This is a genomic window from Streptomyces sp. NBC_01515, from assembly GCF_045040345.1.
In the GTDB taxonomy this organism is placed as follows: domain Bacteria; phylum Actinomycetota; class Actinomycetes; order Streptomycetales; family Streptomycetaceae; genus Streptomyces.
Map to the genome: position 1 here is coordinate 4,159,144 of NZ_CP109416.1, position 17,958 is coordinate 4,177,101.

Sequence of the window (17,958 nt, forward strand, 5' to 3'; positions counted from 1 at the left end):
CTAAGGAGAAGCAGCCCGATACGCATGATGCGAAGCATGCTAGCCGAGCCGTGCGCCGCGCGGGGGGCCGTATCACTATGCGGGATATTCACCGTCGTATACCACTCTGCGCTACGAGACTGTGATGAATGTCCGCGTTTTTCACCAATCATGGTTGCCGGTAGTGACATCCACATCACTCGGTGCCAGGGTGCCGGGCATGACGACTCACGGGGGCTTCGAGCCCGTCTTCTGCACGATCGTGCCACCGCATGTCCTCGACAAGCTCGCACAGCACGAGGACCCCGCGCTCTCCGGTCCCGCCCGCGAGACCCTGGAGCGCGACGCCTGGGAGCGCACCCACCGCCGGCTGACCACGGTCATCGGCGCACCCGCCATCGCCGCGCAGGTCGCGACCGACAAGCCGAAGCGGACGATCTACGACGCGAAGCACAAGCAGGACCTGCCGGGGAAGAAGGTGCGCGCCGAGGGCTCCGACCCCGGCAAGGACGCCACCGTCAACCGCGCCTTCGCCGGGCTCGGCGCCACCTTCGAGCTGTACCTGAACGCCTTCAACCGGCATTCCATCGACGGCCAGGGCCTGCCGCTCAACGCGTCCGTCCACTACGACGTGAAGTACGACAACGCGTTCTGGAACGGCGAGCAGATGGTGTTCGGCGACGGCGACGGCGAGCTGTTCCTCGACTTCACCATCCCGGTCGACGTCATCGGCCACGAACTCACCCACGGCGTCACCCAGTACAGCGCGAACCTGACCTACTTCGGCCAGTCCGGCGCCCTGAACGAGTCGGTCTCCGACGTCTTCGGCTCGCTCATCAAGCAGTACACGCTCGGCCAGACCGCCGCCGACGCCGACTGGCTGATCGGCGCGGGCCTCCTCGCCCCGCGCGTCTCCGGCGTCGCCCTGCGCTCCATGAAGGCCCCGGGCACGGCCTACGACGACGACGCCCTCGGCAAGGACCCGCAGCCCGCGACGATGGACGACTTCGTCAACACGGGCAGCGACAACGGCGGCGTGCACATCAACTCCGGCATCCCCAACCACGCGTTCTACCTGGTCGCCGACGCCATCGGCGGGCACGCCTGGGAGAAGGCGGGCCAGATCTGGTACGACGTCCTGACCGGCGGCGAGCTGAAGAAGGACGCCCTGTTCGCGGACTTCGCGACGCTCACCGTGGCCGCCGCGAAGACGCGGTTCGGGGACGGCGGCGAGGAGTTGCAGGCGGTACAGAAGGCATGGGAGCAGGTCGGAGTGCCCACCACCTAGGGGTTCCCCGTCCTGGTCCCGCCTCGTCACCGCACCCGATCCGTACTAGACAGGGACCATGCGTATTCAAGTACGGCGCACGGGCGGTTTCGGCGGTATCCAGCGCCGCGGCGAGGTCGACACCTCGACGCGGCCCGACGCCCATGAGTGGCACGCGCTGGCCGAACGGGCGGTCGCCGCCGGCCACAGCGCTCCCACGACGGGGGTCCCGGACGGCTTCCACTACGAGATCACGGTGGACGGAAAGACGGTGCACACGGCCGACCCCCGGCTCACCGACGATCAACGGGAGCTGATCTCAAGGGTGTTGAAGGAAGGCGCGTGAGCTGATGTCGTCGGGCGGGCGTAACTGCTTGTTCACGCCCGCCCGTTGACACCCGTTACCGCCGGTACCCATGATCCGGCGCATGGCGACTGATGCAGGCAATCCGATACCTCCGTTCCCGGCCGATTTCCTCTGGGGCGTCTCCACCTCGGCCCACCAGATCGAGGGCGCGGCGGACGCACGCGAACCGTCCGTCTGGGACAGGTTCGAGGCCGAGCCGGGCCGGATCAAGGACGGCTCGACGGCGGCGGTGGCCTGCGACCACTACCACCGCCACCGCGAGGACGTGGCCCTCCTGGCCGACCTGGGCGTGGACGCGTACCGCTTCTCGATCTCCTGGCCGCGGGTGAACTCCCCCGGCGGCCTCGACTTCTACGACCGCCTCGTCGACGACCTGGGCGAGGCGGGCGTCCGTCCGGTCCCGACCCTCTTCCACTGGGATCTCCCGGTCACGCAGGACTGGTTGAACAGGGACACGGCGTCCCACTTCGCGGAGTACGTGTCGGTGGTCGCCGACCGCCTCGGCGACCGGGTGAAGAAGTGGATCACCCTCAACGAGCCCGCGGAACACACCTTGTTGGGCCACGCGCTGGGCGCCCACGCCCCCGGCAAGACGCTCCTGTTCGACGCGCTGCCGGTGGCCCACCACCAGCTCCTGGCCCACGGCCTGGCGGTACGGGCGCTGCGCGCGGCCGGTGCCACCGACATCGGGATCGCCAACTCCCACGGCCCGACCTGGCCGGCCTCGCAGGAGCCGGAGGACATCGAGGCGGCCAACTTCTACGACCTCCTCCTGAACCGCCTGTTCGCCGACCCTCTCCTGCTCGGCGAATACCCGTCCGGGCTGGGCGAGTTGATGCCGGGCGACGTCGAGTCCGACCTGAAGGTGATCTCCGAACCGATCGACTGGTACGGGATCAACTACTACGCCCCGACCAGGGTCGGGGCACCCCAGGGCGCGGAGATCGAGTTCGGCGGCCTGACGCTCCCCGCCGAACTCCCCTTCTCCGTAAGGGAGATCGAGAACGTCCCGGTGACGGACTTCGGCTGGCCGGTGGTCCCCGAGGGCCTCACGGAACTCCTCACCACCTTCCGCGACCGCTACGGCGACCGCCTCCCACCCGTCGTCATCACCGAGAACGGCTGCTCCTACGACGGCGTCGACGACCAGGACCGGATCACCTACCTCGACGGCCATCTCCGGGCCCTGCACGGGGCGTTGGAGGCGGGCGTGGACGTGCGCGGGTACTTCGTGTGGTCGCTGCTGGACAACTTCGAGTGGGCGGAGGGCTACGAGCGCCGCTTCGGCCTCGTACACGTGGACTACGACACACTGGCGCGCACTCCGAAGGCGTCGTACGGCTGGTTCCAGGGCATGCTCCGGGCTCAGAGATGACGACGACGGGACGTTCTTCCGTGGATGCCCTGGCTGAGCCTGTCGAGCGCGTGGGCCGGGGCTGGACGTCCGCGCTGTCGCTGGCCAACGGGGCGATCTGGGTGGGCTGGTACGGCCCGCTGCAGATCCTGCTGGCCTCGCAGGCCAAGGACTTCGCGCCGGGCACCGGCATGTCCAAGGAGTCGATGCTGGCGTGGGTGACGGGCGCGGGCGCGCTGGTGTCGCTGGTCGCCAATCCGCTGTTCGGCGCGCTGTCCGACCGTACGACGGCGCGGTGGGGCCGCCGTACGCCGTGGATCGTCGGCGGGGCCGCGGGCGGGGCGCTGTCGTTGCTGCTGCTCGCGGGTGCGGGCGGGGTGTGGACGATGGCGGCCGGCTGGTGCCTGGTCCAACTCACCCTGAACGCGGCCTTCGCGGCGGTCACGGCGGCCGTGCCCGACCGGGTGCCGAGGCTCCAACGGGGTTCTGTGGGCGGCTGGTTGGGCGCCGCGCAGATCCTGGGCGTGGTGGGCGGCACGGGTCTGGCGACGGCGGCCGGGGGCATCGGGGCGGGCTATGTGGCGTGCGCGGTGTTCACGGCGGTGGGCGTGCTGCCGTACGTGCTCCGCTACAAGGACCTCCAACTCCCGCCCACGGAACGGCCGGTGTGGACCTGGCAGGGCTTCTTCAAGGGCTTCTGGCTGAGCCCGCGCCGCTATCCCGACCTGGGCTGGGCCTGGCTGACCCGCTTCCTGATCAACCTGAGCAACGCGCTGGTGCTGCTGTACCTCCTCTACTACCTGCGCGACCGCCTGCACTACCACGACCCCGACCAGGGCGTCCTGATCCTCACGGCGGTGAACGGCCTGACGCTGCTGGCCACGGTGGTGGTGGGCGGGGTCTGGTCGGACCGCGTCGGCCGCCGCAAGCCGTTCGTGCTCTGGTCCGGCGTCCTGATGGCGGTCGCGACGGCGGTCCTCGCGGGCTGGCAGACCTGGCCGGGCGCGGTCGTCGCGGCGGCGGTCCTGGGCATCGGCTTCGGCGTCTTCACGTCGGTCGACTTCGCCCTGATGACCGACGTACTGCCGAAGGCCGTGGACCGCGGCAAGGACCTCGGCGTGATCAACGTGGCGAACGCGTTGCCCCAGGTCGCGGCCCCCGCCCTCGCCGCGCCGATCGTGACGTATCTGGGCGGGTACCGGGTGCTGTATCTGGTGTCCGCGGTGATCGGGATGGCGGGGGCGTTGTTGGTCCGGCGGATTCGGGGGGTGGACTGAACAGGTGTGGGGGCGGGGTCAGAGCACGCCCGCGTCCCGTGCCGACCATGCCGTCGGGAACATCGGGCGGTAGCCCAGCTCGCGGCGGATGCGTTCCGTGGACATGATGCCGAACCACGGGTCCGGGTCGGTGTGTCGGGCGAGTTCGGCGGGGATCTCGACGCCGTTGAGGAGGTGGAGGTCGACCGCGGTGACCGGGGCGTCGTCGGCGATGTTGTAGACGCGGCCGGCGATTCCCGGGGCGTGCAGGATGCGGAGGAGGCCCTGGGCCACGTCCGCGTGGTGGCCCATGTGGAGGCGTTGGTTCGAGGCCCAATGCGCCGCCCACTGAAGGGAGTTGACCAGGTGGGGGTCGCCCTCGCCGTAGACGAAGGGGAGTCGGGCCACGCGGACGTCCATGTCGGTGAGGGCCAGCAACTCCCGTTCCGCGGCCACCTTCGACTCGCCGTAGGCGCCCCACATCTCGCCGCCCGGCCTGCTCTCGTCCTCCTCGGTCAGGGGGCGGCCGCGACCGGCGCCGTAGACGATCCCGGTGCTGACCTGGACGAAGCGGCGTACGCCGGAGGTCAGGGCGGCGCGGCCGAGGGCCACCGCCGCTTCGTGGTTGACGGCCCAGGCCTCCTCGTCCGGTACGCCGCGGAAGGACGCGGCGACGTTCACGACCGCGTCGGCGCCGGAGACCGCCTTGCCGAGGGCGTCCGGGTCGCGGAGATCTCCGAGTACGACTTCCGCGCCCAGGTCGGCGAAGCGTTCGCCCCGGGCCGCGTCCCGCACCAGTACCCGTACGCGCTCCCCCGGCCGGGCCTGCGCCAGCAGCCTCGGTGCGAAGCGGCGTCCGACCTGGCCCGTCGAGCCTGTCACCAGTGTCAACATGTTGTGCTCCTCTCGTCTCCGACCAGCTTTGGGCAGGCGGGCCGGTACCGGGAGAGACCTTCGGGTCAGGGGATCGGCGGTCCCTGGATAAGCCGGGCGGACTGCCGCACCCTGGAAGCGTGAACCGAGCCGAACTCGCCGACTTCCTGCGCCGCGGCCGGGCCCGCCTGGACCCCGCCGACGTGGGCCTCACGGCCGGGCCCCGCCGCCGTACGCCGGGCCTGCGCCGCGAGGAGGTGGCCCAGCTGACCGGCATGTCCGTGGACTACTACACGCGGCTGGAACAGTCCCGCGGCCCGCACCCGTCCCGCCAGATGCTCACGGCGCTCGCGCGGGCACTACGGCTCACGGACGACGAACGCGACCACCTGTTCCACCTGACCGGCGAGGAGCCACCGCGGCGGGGAGGGGGTTCCTCGCACCTGCGGCCGGGACTGCTCCTGGTCCTGGACCGGCTGCACGACACCCCCGCGCATGTGTCGAGCGACTGCGGCGAGATGATCGCGCAGAACGCGATGTCGCGGGCGCTGACAGGTGACGCGCTGGCCAGGCCGCCCCGGGACCGCAACATGCTCCGGCGTTTCTTCCTGGACCCGGCTTCGCGGGAGATGTTCCCGCCGGAGGACGTGCCGGAGCACGCCCGTCTCCATGTGGCGAACCTACGGGCGGTCGCCGCGGCCCGCCCCGACGACCCCGAGCCGGCCGCGCTGGTGGCCGAACTCCGGTCGTCCAGCGAGGAGTTCGCGCAACTGTGGGAGGAACACGAGGTGGCGGTACGCCGCCAGTCCACGAAGCGCTTCCGCCACCCCCTGGTCGGCCTCCTGGAGCTGGACTGCGAAATCCTCCTGAACCAGGACGCCCACCACCTCCTGATCATCCACACGGCCCGCCCCGGCACGGAGTCGCACGAACGCCTGCAGTTGCTCCGGGTGATAGGCGTGCAGGACATGACTCCCGCACCCCTGGGGACTCCGCCCCCAGACCCCCATCGGCCCTGAAAGATCAAGCCCGGGCGGCAACAATTCAGCCCCTCCGGCGTTTGAGGAGCGGGGGTCCGGGGGCTGGCCCCCGTGTCGGGGGCGAAGGGGCGGAGCCCCTGGGGATGGGACGGGTAGGGGCGGCGGGGGCGAAAAAAGCCCTCAGAACCCCAGCTTCCGCAACTGCCGAGGATCCCGCTGCCAGTCCTTCGCAACCTTCACATGCAGGTCGAGAAACACCGGCGTACCGAGCAACGCCTCGATCTGCTGACGCGACTTGATACCGACCTGCTTCAGCCGCGCGCCCTTCGGCCCGATGATGATGCCCTTCTGACTGGGCCGCTCGATGTAGACGAACGCATGGATGTCGAGGAGCGGCTTGTCGGCAGGCCGGTCCTCGCGGGGCAGCATCTCCTCCACCACGACGGCGATGGAGTGCGGAAGCTCGTCCCGAACCCCCTCCAGCGCGGCCTCCCGGATCAACTCCGCGATCATGACCTGCTCGGGCTCATCCGTGAGGTCGCCCTCGGGGTAAAGGGCCGGCCCCTCCGGCAGCAGCGGAATGAGCAGATCGGCCAGCAGACCCACCTGCTGGTCCGCGACGGCCGACACCGGCACGATCTCCGCCCACTCGAAGCCCAGCTCCTTACCGAGCTGATCGATGGCGATCAACTGCTCGGCAAGGGTCTTCGAGTCCACCAGGTCGGTCTTCGTGACGATCGCGATCTTCGGCGTCTTCTTGATGGACGCCAGTTCCTTCGCGATGAAACGGTCACCCGGGCCGAGCTTCTCGTTCGCGGGCAGGCAGAACCCGATGACGTCGACCTCGGCCCATGTCGTACGCACGATGTCGTTCAGCCGCTGCCCGAGCAACGTGCGCGGCTTGTGCAGCCCAGGCGTGTCCACCAGGATCAACTGCGCGTCCGGCCGGTGGACGATGCCGCGCACCGTGTGCCGCGTGGTCTGCGGCTGGTTGGCGGTGATCGCCACCTTCTGGCCGACCAGAGCATTCGTAAGGGTGGACTTGCCCGCGTTGGGGCGGCCCACGAAGCAGGCGAAGCCGGCGCGGTGAGGGGCCTCGGACGGCTTGGATGACGGGGTACGAACGCTCATGGCGCCCATTGTCCCTGATCCACAGGCCCTCGCCGCACAACAGTCCACCGGAGCCTCACACGGTGAGCTTTCGGTAACCCCGACGCAATGAAACGTCACGGAAACACGGACGTGCACAACCGGAAACCCGGGCCGGTGAACCTCTGACGAGCCCCCACACCGTTGGAGACGACCGTGCCCCTCTCCGTCACCGAAGCCGCAGCACACGTAGACACCGGCGACACCGCCTGGCTGCTCGCCGCCACCGCCCTCGTCCTGCTGATGACCCCGGGCCTGGCCCTCTTCTACGGCGGCATGGTCCGCACGAAGAGCGTCCTCAACATGCTGATGATGAGCTTCGTGTCGATCGCCCTGGTCACGGTGGTCTGGCTGACCGCCGGCTACTCCCTCGCGTTCGGCGACGACATCGGCGGCGGACTCATCGGCGGCCTGAAGCACGCCGGGATGGCGGGCCTCGGCCCGAACTCCGTCCACGGCACCGTCCCCACCCTCCTCTTCGCGACCTTCCAGCTCACCTTCGCGATCATCACCGCCGCCCTGATCAGCGGCGCGGTGGCCGACCGGGTGCGGTTCGGGGCGTGGCTGGTCTTCGTACCCGTCTGGGCGCTCCTCGTATACGTTCCCGTCGCGCACTGGGTCTGGGGCCCGGGCGGCTGGATCGCGGCGCACCTCGGCGCCCTCGACTTCGCGGGCGGCCTCCCCGTCGAGATCACGTCCGGCGCCTCGGGTCTGGCCCTCTGCCTGGTGGTCGGCCCCCGCCTCGGCTTCAAGAAAGACGCCATGCGCCCGCACAACCTCCCCATGGTGATGCTGGGCGCTGGCCTGCTCTGGTTCGGCTGGTTCGGCTTCAACGCCGGTTCCGCGCTCGGCGCCAACGGCCTCGCCGCCGCGGCCTTCCTCAACACCCTCACCGCCGGCTGCACCGGCCTGCTCGGCTGGCTCTTCGTCGAGCAGAGGCGCGACGGCCACCCCACCACCCTGGGCGCCGCCTCGGGCGCGGTCGCCGGCCTGGTCGCGATCACCCCGTCCTGCGGCTCGGTCTCCCTGCTCGGCGCGCTGGTCGTCGGCCTCGCCGCCGGTGCCGTCTGCTCGTACGCGGTCGGCTGGAAGTTCAAGCTGAACTACGACGACTCGCTCGACGTCGTCGGCGTCCACCTGGTCGGCGGCGTCATCGGCACCCTCCTGATCGGCGTCTTCGCCACCACGGAACTGACCGGAAAGACGGACGGCCTCCTCTACGGCGGCGGGCTCGCCCAGCTCGGCAGGCAGCTGGTGGCCGTGGCCGCCGTAGGGGCGTACGCGTTCCTGGTGACGTACGGCATCGGCAAGCTGCTCGACCGGGTGCTGGGGCTGCGGGCGAGCGAGGAGGAGGAGCGGACGGGTCTTGACCTTACGGTGCACGCCGAGAGCGCATACGATCACGGCGTCCTGGGCCACGGAGCCCCGGTCGGCGCATCCCTCCCCTCCGCTCAGAAGGTCAGCACCCAGGCATGAAGCTCATCACCGCGATCGTCAAGCCGTACCGCCTCGACGAGGTCAAGACGGCGCTCCAGGAGCTCGGCGTGCACGGCCTGACCGTCACCGAGGCCAGCGGCTACGGCCGGCAGCGCGGCCACACCGAGGTGTACCGCGGCGCCGAGTACCGCGTCGACCTCGTCCCCAAGGTGCGGATCGAGGTCGTCGTCGACGACGCGGACTCGGAGGCCGTGATCGACGCGGTCGTCAAGGCCGCGCAGACGGGGAAGATCGGGGACGGGAAGGTGTGGTCGATCCCGGTCGAGACGGTCGTACGGGTTCGGACGGGCGAACGCGGCCCCGACGCGCTCTGACCGCGAGCACTCCCCCGACGAACCCGACCGCGAGCAGCAGCGCCGCCGCGAGCCACGGCAGCGCGAAGAACGACGCGCTCGCCGACTGCTTCGTCCCCGGCGCACTCGCGGTCAACGTGATGTCCCCCCAGTCGAGTTGGGGCGACCCCTTCCACGGCTCGCTCAGCTTCACGCTCTGCCCGGGCAGCAACTCGGCGGGGATACGGGTCAGTCCGCGCGACAGCAACGTCCGGCCGAACAACCCCTGCGCCTTCAACGTCACCTTCGGATCGAGGGTGACGTTCCCGGTGTTGTGCAGCGTGTAGGAGATCGTCGCGGCACTGTCCCCCAACCCCGGTACCAGCGGCTGGTGATGGGACACCTTCACGTGTTCCACGGCGAGTGCGGGCAGCGTGGGCCCGCTGACCCGGAGGTACACGCGGGCGCCGACGGCCCGTTGCACGCCGAGGGCGAGTGAACCGTCGCCCTTGTCGACGCGTTCGTCGAGGGCGACCAACGCGCCCGGGTGGTCGCCCGGTTCGGCCCCTTCGGGCACGTGCAGGGTGAACGGCACGGTAACTGTCTTGTGGGCGGGCACGGTTACCCGGGACTTGGCGGGCTTCGCCCAAGCACCCACGCCCCGCATCGTCTCCGTCACGGTCCGCACGGCGAACCCGCCGTCACGCGCGGTGTTGTAGGCATCGGCCGCGTACAGCCGGAAAGTCAGCGGCTTGGCCGTCTTGTTGGCGACGACGACCTTGTCCTGGATGGTCTGGCCGGGGTCGGCGGAGAGATAGAAGTACGGCCGCGCGGCGACTTGCGAGGCGGCCGGGTAGACGGACCAACTGCCGTTGTCCGCCGCGTGGGCGGAGGGCGCGGCGAGCACTCCGGAACAGAGGCCGAGGCAGAGGCTCAGGAGGAGGACGTACAGCTTGCGCATGGGTGCGGACCCCCACGGACGAGGTGTGTGGCGGTCGGGCGGGTGCGGTCGCCCGGCCACCGGAGGTGAGGCGGACGGTCAGGTGAGCGTCAGCGTGAGCACGCCGGAGTACGAGCCCGGAGGCGTGAACGCCGGTACGTTCAGGGAGAGTCCGGCGTCGACGGTGAACTGACCGCCGGTGAGCGTGCCGTCGGGCGTGGACGCGAGCGTCGCTCCCGAACTGCCCACCGTGCCCGCCGAACCGGCCGCGCACGTGCTCGGGCTGCCCGCCTTGGTGACGCAGGCGGGTGTCCAACTCAGCGCCCCGGCATCGATCTTGGCGCCGGGACCGGTGAAGTCGGTGACCTTGCCGGTCAGGGACCAGCCCGCGGGTCCGCCGCGGAAGTCCTGGACCGTCACCGTGTTCAGGGCGCCCGTGGAGGCACCGCCCTTGCCGAAGTCGACGGCGGAGAGACCTACGGCGTCCCCGGCCTGCGCCATCGACAGCGTGCCCGCCTTGACGGTGGTCGTCAGCTTCTGACTCCCCGGCGGAACGGGCGTGGTGTCGTTGACGACGTAGGCGGCCGGACCGGCACCGAGGTCAGCGCTCCACGCACTGCCTTCGTAGGCCACGACCCCGGTGGTCGTCTTGTCGTTGACGACGAGCGAACCACTGATCGTGCCGCTGCTGCCGGCCGTGACGGTCGCCGTGTCCGCGGTCTGGGCGGTCCCGGACCGTCCGGCCAGGGTCACGGAGGCACCCGGGGTGAAGTTGCTGCCGGTCACGGCGACGCTGTCACCGGCGTTCCCGGAGGCCGAACCCAGGCTGATCGCACGGGTGTTGACCGGAACGGTGGCGGTCGCGGTGACGGTCTCGGAGACCGGCGCCGGCGGGTTCGTCACCGTGCAGGGGGTGTCCAGCTCCAGGATGTAGCTGGTGTGGATGTTGTAGTCGCCGGGCGAGAGGGTGATCGCGCCCGGGGTGGTGACCGTGAAGGTGCCGGTCATCGAGAACGACGGGAAGGCGCCGTTGCCCGGCACCGGGTCGTTCTTCTTGGGCCCGGCCACCGTGAGGCTGCCGGTCTGGGCACCGCCGAGGGTGACCTTCCCGGTGGGCGTCATGATGTCGGCCGGCAGGGCGATCGCGGTCGGGTTGCTGGCGGCCGGCTTGACCACCGTGTAGGTCACGGTGACGGTGTCGCCGACCTTCGGCGCGGTGTTGTCCACCGTGATCGCGGCGGTCGTGGTGCCGTCGATCGGCGGGATGCCCGCGATCGCCGGCGGGATGCAGTGCGTCGCGAAGTCCACGTTCGTGGACGCACCGGCCGGACAGGCCAGCGCACCGCCCGTGGCGACCGCGAGCGCGGTCACCCCGAGCAACGACGCCCAACGGCGTCTTCGGAATGTCGTAGCCATGGCTGTGCCCCCTCCTGAGGACGGTGGGCGCAGCGGCTCATCTGCGCCCACAGGGGGCATTGATGTGGGGATCGCGTGAGAAGTCAATGCACACACCCAAACAAACTGATGGGCCGTCAGCTCCCGCAACGGCGGGAGCCGACGGCCCAGTTGAGCCCGTGGGGGGAATTCTCGGCCGACCACTCGACCGACTGCTCAGCCGGCTTCCCGGCCGACTTCTCAGTCGAACACGAACGGACCCGGTGACTGCGGTCCGGTGGCCGTGCACGTGACGGCGATCCCGAAGATCGTCATCTGCAGCGACCCGCCGTACGCCTCCAGGCTGTCACCTGAGGCCACGGTCCCGTCGAGCGGACCGACGGTGACCGCGTCGCCGGTCGCCATGGCCGGGTTCTTCGTGCCGCTGAAGACGGTGGTGCCACCGCTCGCGTTCTCGAACGTGAAGGTGGAAGAGATGGAGTCTGCCGACAGGGGGAGCGGCGCCGTGATGGAGGAGGTGATGGTGACCGTGGCCGCGGTGCCGTCCTGCGTGGCGGTGAGCGTTGCCGCGCCTCCGCCGAAGATGCCGCAGTCCGCGGTGATCGTCGCCGTCTGGGGAGTGACGGCGAGCGCGGCGGGCGCGAACGCCAGCGAGACGGCCGCGAGGACCCCCGTCACCAGTGCCGCACCGGTACCGATTCGCTTGCTTCTCAGCTTGCCTTTCATGGATCTGGTTCCCTTCCCGTGTCTGGGAATGCCATGTGGGGACGGACGGAACAACCGCCTCGGAAACCCCTCACGAACGCGGTGCGGTGCGCCACGCGAGCGAGAATCTGACGGTCCGTCGGAACTTACGGTTCCATTGATGCGCGAGAGACGGGGGGAGAGCAAGGGCGAAATCCGGACGGGTTAATTCCGGACACGGGGACATTTCCGGCGCGGGGGTCTGTCAGCATCTCGGGCCCACTTTTCAGCGCAGGCCCGCATATTTCAGCCCGTTGGGGGTCCCCCCTCTGGGGGAGTTTGAGGACGAGGCCCCTTCAGGGCCGATGGGGGTCTGGGGGCGCAGCCCCCAGCACCACCTCAGCCAGCAGCCACCGTCAGACGGACAACCCCGTCCGGCGAAGCCACGTGCACCGGCGTCTCCGGCCCACCCAGATCCCGTACAGGCGCCAGATCCTCCGCAGCCACGGACTCCGCCTCCGTCACCACCGCCGCCGCCTCCAAGGACTTCGCCCCGGAAGCCACCGCCATGGCCACCGCCGTCTGCAACGCGCTCAACTTCAGCGACTCAAGAGCAACGGTTCCGGCAACATACGTCCGCCCCGTCTCGTCCCGCACGGCCGCACCCTCCGGCACACCATTGCGGGCCCGAGCCGAACGGGCCAGGGTGACGATCTTGCGGTCCTCGGGGTCAAGCGCGCTGCTGTCGGTCATGCCCCGAGCATACGGACGCGCGGAGCACCTACCCGGCCACGGGGTACATCGCCCCCCGCCGCCCCTCGGGCGACGCCAGCCACTCCAGCTTCTCCGCCGTGTCCGCCTCGTCCAACGGCGTGTGCAGCACGATCGTGAGATCCGGCCGGGCCGGCACCTTCATCGCCGTGGATTCCACGACCAGCAGCCCCGCCAGCGGATGATCGAGCTCCTTACGGATCTGCCCGGCGTCCTCGATGTCCCGCTCCGCCCACAGCACGGCGAACTCGGCGCACTCCGCGAGCTGTTCGAACACCGCCCGATACCCCTCGTCGTCCGGCCGGGCCGAGGACGCGGCCCGGAACTGCGCGACGACGGTCCGAGCGTTCCGCTCCCAGCTCTTCGACCGCGACCGGTACAGCGGATCGACGAAGAAGTCGACGAGACAGTTCTGCGTGTTCCCCGGACGCATCCCGAGGACGATCGCCGCCGCGGCGTTGTACATCACGCAGTTGTAGTACATGTCCATGATGTGCGCCGGATACGGCATCCACGTGTCGATCAGCCGCCGCAGCCCGTCACACATGTCCCGCTTCTCCGGCGCCACCTCCGGCGCGGGCGGATTCGACCCCGCCAGCAGATACAGATGGCGCCGCTCGGCATTGCTCAGCCGCAGCACCCGGGCGACGGCGTCGAGCACCTGCGGCGACACCGAGATGTCCCGCCCCTGCTCCAGCCACTGGTACCAGGACGCCCCCACCCCGGCCAGCACCGCGACCTCCTCGCGCCGCAACCCCGGCGTCCGCCGCCGCGCCCCGCCGTCCGGCAGCCCCGCCTCGGCCGGCGACACCCGCGCCCGGCGGCTCATCAGGAACTCCCGCAGCTCACGCAGCCGTTCACTCTTCAGCGCGTCCTCGGACACGTACAGATCCCCCTCGTACAAGGCTGGTGGTGCCACCACCAGCACAACTTCCGGCTCCCCACGGCTATTCCGACGGCCGGAAGCTCGACACATGGCGACCGACACCACAGCCCCCACCACCCACGAACCACCCGGCACCCCACACCTCACGACCCGCGACAAACTCGTCCTCTTCGTCCTCTGCGCGGCCCAGTTCATGGTCGCCCTGGACTTCTCCGTCCTGAACGTGGCCCTGCCCACCCTCGGCGCCGACCTCGGCATGAGCCGGTCCGGACTCCAGTGGGCGGTCACCGCGTTCGCGCTCCCGTCCGGCGGCTTCCTGCTCCTCTTCGGCCGCATCGGCGACCTCTACGGCCGCCGCCGACTGTTCCTCACCGGCCTGGCCCTGTTCGGCGCGGCCTCCCTGCTGGCCACCTTCGCCTGGAACCCGGCATCGTTCCTGACGGGCCGCGCCCTGCAAGGCCTCGGCGCGGCGGCGATCGTCCCCACCGGCATGAGCCTCCTCACCACCACGTTCCCCGAGGGCCCGGCCCGCGACCGCGCGCTCGGCATCTCCGGCACCCTGCTCTCGCTCGGCTTCACGGTCGGCATGGTGGCCGGCGGTGTCCTGACCGACACGTTCGGCTGGCGCTCGACGATGGCCCTGCTCACCCTGTTCGCGGTCCTGGTCCTCCCGCTGGCCCCCGCCCTGCTCCCCGAGTCCCGCACCCCGGACCGCCCCCGCCTGGACATCCCCGGCGCGATCACGGTCACCACCGGCCTACTGGCCCTGATCTACGCCCTCTCCACAGCGGCAGACCACGGCTTCGCCCACACGGACGTCATCGCCACCCTGATCGCGGGCGTCCTGCTCCTCACGACCTTCGCGTACATCGAGTCCCGCACACCCCAGCCCCTGGTCTCCCTCCCGATGCTGCGCCGCCGCACGGTGGCCTGGGGCAACCTGGGCGGACTGGTCACCTTCTCGATGATGTCGACGGTGGTCTTCGTCCTGACCCTGTACCTCCAGGAAATCCTGCACCTGTCGTCCTTCGAGACGGGCCTGGTCTTCGGCGTCCAGGGCATCCTCTCGGCCGTGGCCGGGGTCTACGCCCCGAAGGTCATCGGCCGCATCGGAGCCCGCCGCACCCTGATCGCGTCCCTCACCGGCCAGGCGGCCTTCACCGCCACCCTCCTCACCCTCACCACCCACACCCGGTCGGTCTGGGTGGCGACGGCCGCCGTCTCCCTGGCGAGCATGTGCCACCTGGGCGCGATCATCTCCTACGGCCTGACGGTCACCTCGGGCGTCCCCGACGAGGAACAGGGCCTGGCCACCGGCCTGGTCACCTCCACCCAGCAGGTCGGCATCACCATCGGCATCCCGCTCCTGGGCGTCCTCGCCACCACTTCGGGCGATCTCATGTCGGGGGTCCACACAGTCGTCGGCATCGACGCGGCGATCGCGCTGGGGGCGGCGGTGCTGGTGGCCGTAGGCCTCGGCAGGAACCGGAAGGCCCAGCCGGCCGCCGTATGAGATGTCAGTCCAGGGTCTGGACGAGTTCGGAGCGCGCGGCCGTGTGGACGACCCGGCCGCGCGCTCCGTTCACGAGCGGCAGATACGGCGGGACATGACCGCACTCGACATCGGCGACCACCGGCACGCCCAAGGGTCCGAGCGCGTCCATGACGGCCTCGTGCTGGGTGAGCGTGGGGCTGTCGGGCGCGTGGGTCCGGCCGACGAGCACGGCGTTCGCCGCGTCGAAGAACCCGGCCAGCCGCATGCCGTGCAGGTTCCGGCAGATGGTGAACGCGTTGTCCTCGCAGGCCTCGACATACACGAGCAGCCCCTCGGGGGCCGCGCTCCGCGCGAAGGCGGCGACGTCCAGGTACGGCGTCCCGGCGAGATTGGCCAGCGTCTCGACGCAGCCGCCGATCAGCCGGCCCTCGATGTCGACGTCACCGTCACCGTCGAGGCGGGTCCAGCGCCCCGGGGTGTCGAGGGTGAGGTCCCGGACCTCCGGGTGACCCACGAAGTCGTCCCGGCCCGGGCTCCGATGGCGGCCCGGCGGGGTCTGCGTGAACGGCTCCCCCTGCGGCGAGGCCGCGATGTCCAGCCAGGACAGCAGCCCTTCGGGGGCCCGATAGGGCGTCTCCATAAGGGAGTTGCCGTGCACGGTCGCGATCCCGGTGCGCAGGGTCAGCGGCGCCAGCAGGGTCGAGATGTCCGAGTAGCCGACCACCCAGGTCGGTTCGGCCCGCCCGATCCGCTCGAAGTCGAGCAACGGCACCAGGTCGATCGCGGTCTCCCCGCCCCACGGCGGCACGACAGCCCGGATCGCCGGGTCGGTCAGCATGTCCATCAGCTCGGCGGCCCGCTCACCGGCCGGGGCGCTGACATGGCCCGTCCCGTCCATGCACCGGCCGACGACGACCTCGTACCCGCGCGCCTCGACAGCACGGATCGCGACATCGAGGCGCTTGCGCAGCACGTCCGGGACCCCGCTGGACGGAGACGTGACACCGACACGGTCGCCGGGGCGCAGAGGACGCGGATATCGCACAGCAGCAGCCATACGCCGGATTCTGACACGCCTTCAACAGCCGCTCACCGGGATTTACGGCCGGTCGAGCCGCAGCCGCTCCGCCCTCGGCAACCCGGCCACGACCAGGTCGTACGAGTCCTCGATCAGTTCCTTGAGGAGCCGGTCCGGGAGGCCCCCGTCCACCGTCACCGTGTTCCAGTGCCGCTTGTTCATGTGGTACCCGGGGATGATCAGCCCCTCGTGCTCCTCCCGGAGGCGGATCGCGTCCTCCGGATCGCACTTGAGGTTGACCGTGAGGGGGCGGCCGTCCAGCCGGGTCAGGGCGAAGAGCTTGCCCAGCACCTTGAAGACGGACATGTCCGGGTTGAAAGGGAAGTCCTCCACCGTCGCGTTGAACGACAGGCAGAACGCGCGCAGTTCCTCGGGGCTCACTCCGGCTTCGCCTCCTCCTCGGCCGGGCCGGCCGGATCCACCGGCTCGACCAGCACCGTCACGATCTTGTTCCGCCGCCCGGCCGAGGCCTCCGCCGTCAGCCGCAGCTCACGCCCGTCCGGCAGCGCTACGACCGAGGAGGCACCGGCGATCGGGACCCGGCCCAGGGCCTTCGCGAGCAGCCCGCCCACCGTCTCCACGTCCTCGTCGTCGTAGGCCTCGAAGCCGTACAGCTCGCCCAGGTCGCCGATGTCGAGACGGGCGGTGACCCGGTAGCGGTCGTCGCCCAGTTCCTCCACCGGAGGCAGTTCCCGGTCGTACTCGTCGGTGATCTCGCCGACGATCTCCTCCAGGATGTCCTCGATGGTGACGATGCCGGCCGTGCCGCCGTACTCGTCGATGACGACGGCGACGTGATTGCGCTCCTGCTGCATCTCGCGCAGCAGGTCACCGGCGTTCTTGGTGTCCGGCACGAAGGTGGCGGGCCGCATGGCCGTGGAGACGAGTTCGGACTCGGCGTCGCGGCTGATGTGCGTCTTGCGGACCAGGTCCTTCAGGTACACGATGCCGACGATGTCGTCCTCGCTCTCCCCGGTCACCGGGATCCGCGAGAAGCCGGAGCGGAGCGCGAGGGTGAGGGCCTGACGGATCGTCTTGTACCGCTCGATGACGACGAGGTCGGTGCGCGGCACCATCACTTCCCGGACCAGGGTGTCGCCGAGTTCGAAGACCGAGTGCACCATCCGGCGCTCCTCGTCCTCGATCAGCGACTCCTTCTCGGCGAGGTCCACCAGCGCGCGCAGCTCGGCCTCGGACGCGAACGGGCCGCGCCGGAAGCCCTTTCCGGGGGTGAGCGCGTTGCCGATGAGGATCAGCAGATACGGGATCGGGCCCATGATCCGCGCGAGCGGCAGCAGCACGTACGCCGCCGCCGTGGCCGTGTTCAGCGGGTGCTGGCGCCCGATCGTGCGCGGGGAGACCCCCACCGCGACGTACGACACGAGGACCATGACGCCGATCGCGGCGAGCAGCGCGGGCGCGGTGCCGTGGATCACGTGCAGGCACTCGTAGGTGACGAGCGCGGCGGCGGCCATCTCGCAGGCCACCCTGACCAGCAGGGCGACATTGAGGTAGCGGGTCGGGTCGGCGGCGACCTGCGCGAGCTTGGCACTGCCGCGCCGGCCGGACCGTACGGCCTCCTCGGCGCGGAAGCTGGAGACGCGCGCGAGGCCCGCCTCCGCGCAGGCGGCGAGCCAGGCGACAACGACAAGGGCGATGGCCCCGACGACGATCTGAGGACTCATGAGGCGTACTTACCTGTGCCCTTAACCCGT

18 protein-coding genes are annotated in these 17,958 nt (G+C 70.2%); 8 read left to right on the forward strand and 10 right to left on the reverse strand.

Translation table 11 applies throughout. The features are described from left to right. Positions 1-199 precede the first annotated feature (199 nt). From OG407_RS18415 to OG407_RS18430, 4 genes are all read left to right on the forward strand, one after another. On the forward strand, positions 200-1,267 hold the full coding sequence (locus tag OG407_RS18415; RefSeq protein WP_405859384.1) for a M4 family metallopeptidase: 1,068 nt from the start codon (positions 200-202) through the stop codon (positions 1,265-1,267). Positions 1,268-1,325: 58 nt separating this feature from the next. Beyond that, the gene (locus OG407_RS18420) at positions 1,326-1,592 is read left to right on the forward strand and encodes a protealysin inhibitor emfourin (RefSeq protein ID WP_033285972.1); all 267 of its coding nucleotides are present in this window, start codon (positions 1,326-1,328) and stop codon (positions 1,590-1,592) included. Between the two features lie 70 nt (positions 1,593-1,662). Continuing rightward, positions 1,663-2,988, forward strand: coding sequence for a GH1 family beta-glucosidase (locus OG407_RS18425; protein WP_405859386.1), 1,326 nt, complete (start codon positions 1,663-1,665; stop codon positions 2,986-2,988). Continuing rightward, a complete protein-coding gene (locus OG407_RS18430; protein ID WP_405859388.1) occupies positions 2,985-4,244 on the forward strand; it encodes an MFS transporter in 1,260 nt (419 codons plus the stop codon). The genes OG407_RS18425 and OG407_RS18430 overlap by 4 nt, the downstream gene beginning before the upstream one ends. An 18-nt stretch (positions 4,245-4,262) precedes the next feature. On the opposite strand, the gene OG407_RS18435 is transcribed toward OG407_RS18430, so the two are convergent. Continuing rightward, the gene (locus tag OG407_RS18435; RefSeq protein ID WP_405859390.1) at positions 4,263-5,117 is read right to left on the reverse strand and encodes an NAD-dependent epimerase/dehydratase family protein; all 855 of its coding nucleotides are present in this window, start codon (positions 5,115-5,117) and stop codon (positions 4,263-4,265) included. 119 nt (positions 5,118-5,236) lie between these two features. Here OG407_RS18435 and OG407_RS18440 point away from each other — a divergent pair, with 119 nt between their 5' ends. Beyond that, positions 5,237-6,115: a helix-turn-helix transcriptional regulator gene (locus tag OG407_RS18440; RefSeq protein WP_405859392.1), complete on the forward strand. Its 879-nt coding sequence runs from the start codon at positions 5,237-5,239 to the stop codon at positions 6,113-6,115. A gap of 141 nt (positions 6,116-6,256) precedes the next feature. Here OG407_RS18440 and era read toward each other — a convergent pair whose 3' ends face one another. Beyond that, positions 6,257-7,216 (reverse strand): GTPase Era, encoded by a 960-nt coding sequence (gene era / locus OG407_RS18445; RefSeq protein WP_405859394.1) that lies wholly within the window; start codon positions 7,214-7,216, stop codon positions 6,257-6,259. A gap of 165 nt (positions 7,217-7,381) precedes the next feature. Here era and OG407_RS18450 point away from each other — a divergent pair, with 165 nt between their 5' ends. Together OG407_RS18450 and OG407_RS18455 are read left to right on the forward strand one after the other, a co-directional pair. Next, the gene (locus tag OG407_RS18450) at positions 7,382-8,701 is read left to right on the forward strand and encodes an ammonium transporter (protein WP_405859395.1); all 1,320 of its coding nucleotides are present in this window, start codon (positions 7,382-7,384) and stop codon (positions 8,699-8,701) included. Further along, a complete protein-coding gene (locus OG407_RS18455) occupies positions 8,698-9,036 on the forward strand; it encodes a P-II family nitrogen regulator (protein ID WP_019074107.1) in 339 nt (112 codons plus the stop codon). Before OG407_RS18450 ends, OG407_RS18455 begins: the two co-directional genes overlap by 4 nt. Here the strand turns inward: OG407_RS18455 and OG407_RS18460 are convergent. The 5 genes from OG407_RS18460 to OG407_RS18480 form a co-directional block, all read right to left on the reverse strand. Next, complete coding sequence (locus OG407_RS18460; RefSeq protein ID WP_403598634.1) at positions 8,930-9,955, reverse strand: WxL protein peptidoglycan domain-containing protein; 1,026 nt, start codon at positions 9,953-9,955, stop codon at positions 8,930-8,932. The genes OG407_RS18455 and OG407_RS18460 overlap by 107 nt on opposite strands. A 78-nt stretch (positions 9,956-10,033) precedes the next feature. After that, positions 10,034-11,350, reverse strand: coding sequence for a beta-xylosidase (locus tag OG407_RS18465; protein WP_405859397.1), 1,317 nt, complete (start codon positions 11,348-11,350; stop codon positions 10,034-10,036). Positions 11,351-11,569: 219 nt separating this feature from the next. Beyond that, a complete protein-coding gene (locus OG407_RS18470) occupies positions 11,570-12,055 on the reverse strand; it encodes a hypothetical protein (RefSeq protein ID WP_403598640.1) in 486 nt (161 codons plus the stop codon). Positions 12,056-12,412: 357 nt separating this feature from the next. Beyond that, positions 12,413-12,766: a cytidine deaminase gene (locus OG407_RS18475; RefSeq protein ID WP_405859399.1), complete on the reverse strand. Its 354-nt coding sequence runs from the start codon at positions 12,764-12,766 to the stop codon at positions 12,413-12,415. 28 nt (positions 12,767-12,794) lie between these two features. Then, positions 12,795-13,667: a helix-turn-helix transcriptional regulator gene (locus OG407_RS18480; RefSeq protein ID WP_403598646.1), complete on the reverse strand. Its 873-nt coding sequence runs from the start codon at positions 13,665-13,667 to the stop codon at positions 12,795-12,797. 91 nt (positions 13,668-13,758) lie between these two features. Here OG407_RS18480 and OG407_RS18485 point away from each other — a divergent pair, with 91 nt between their 5' ends. Continuing rightward, entirely contained in the window at positions 13,759-15,183 is a 1,425-nt protein-coding gene (locus tag OG407_RS18485) for an MFS transporter (protein WP_405859401.1), read from the forward strand. A 4-nt stretch (positions 15,184-15,187) separates the two neighbouring features. On the opposite strand, the gene OG407_RS18490 is transcribed toward OG407_RS18485, so the two are convergent. The 3 genes from OG407_RS18490 to OG407_RS18500 are packed head-to-tail and all read right to left on the reverse strand — an operon-like array spanning position 15,188 to position 17,928. After that, positions 15,188-16,222 (reverse strand): S66 peptidase family protein, encoded by a 1,035-nt coding sequence (locus tag OG407_RS18490; protein ID WP_405859403.1) that lies wholly within the window; start codon positions 16,220-16,222, stop codon positions 15,188-15,190. Between the two features lie 42 nt (positions 16,223-16,264). Beyond that, positions 16,265-16,624 (reverse strand): MmcQ/YjbR family DNA-binding protein, encoded by a 360-nt coding sequence (locus tag OG407_RS18495; protein WP_405859405.1) that lies wholly within the window; start codon positions 16,622-16,624, stop codon positions 16,265-16,267. Beyond that, on the reverse strand, positions 16,621-17,928 hold the full coding sequence (locus tag OG407_RS18500) for a hemolysin family protein (protein WP_405859407.1): 1,308 nt from the start codon (positions 17,926-17,928) through the stop codon (positions 16,621-16,623). The genes OG407_RS18495 and OG407_RS18500 overlap by 4 nt, the downstream gene beginning before the upstream one ends. Between the last annotated feature and the right edge of the window lie 30 nt (positions 17,929-17,958).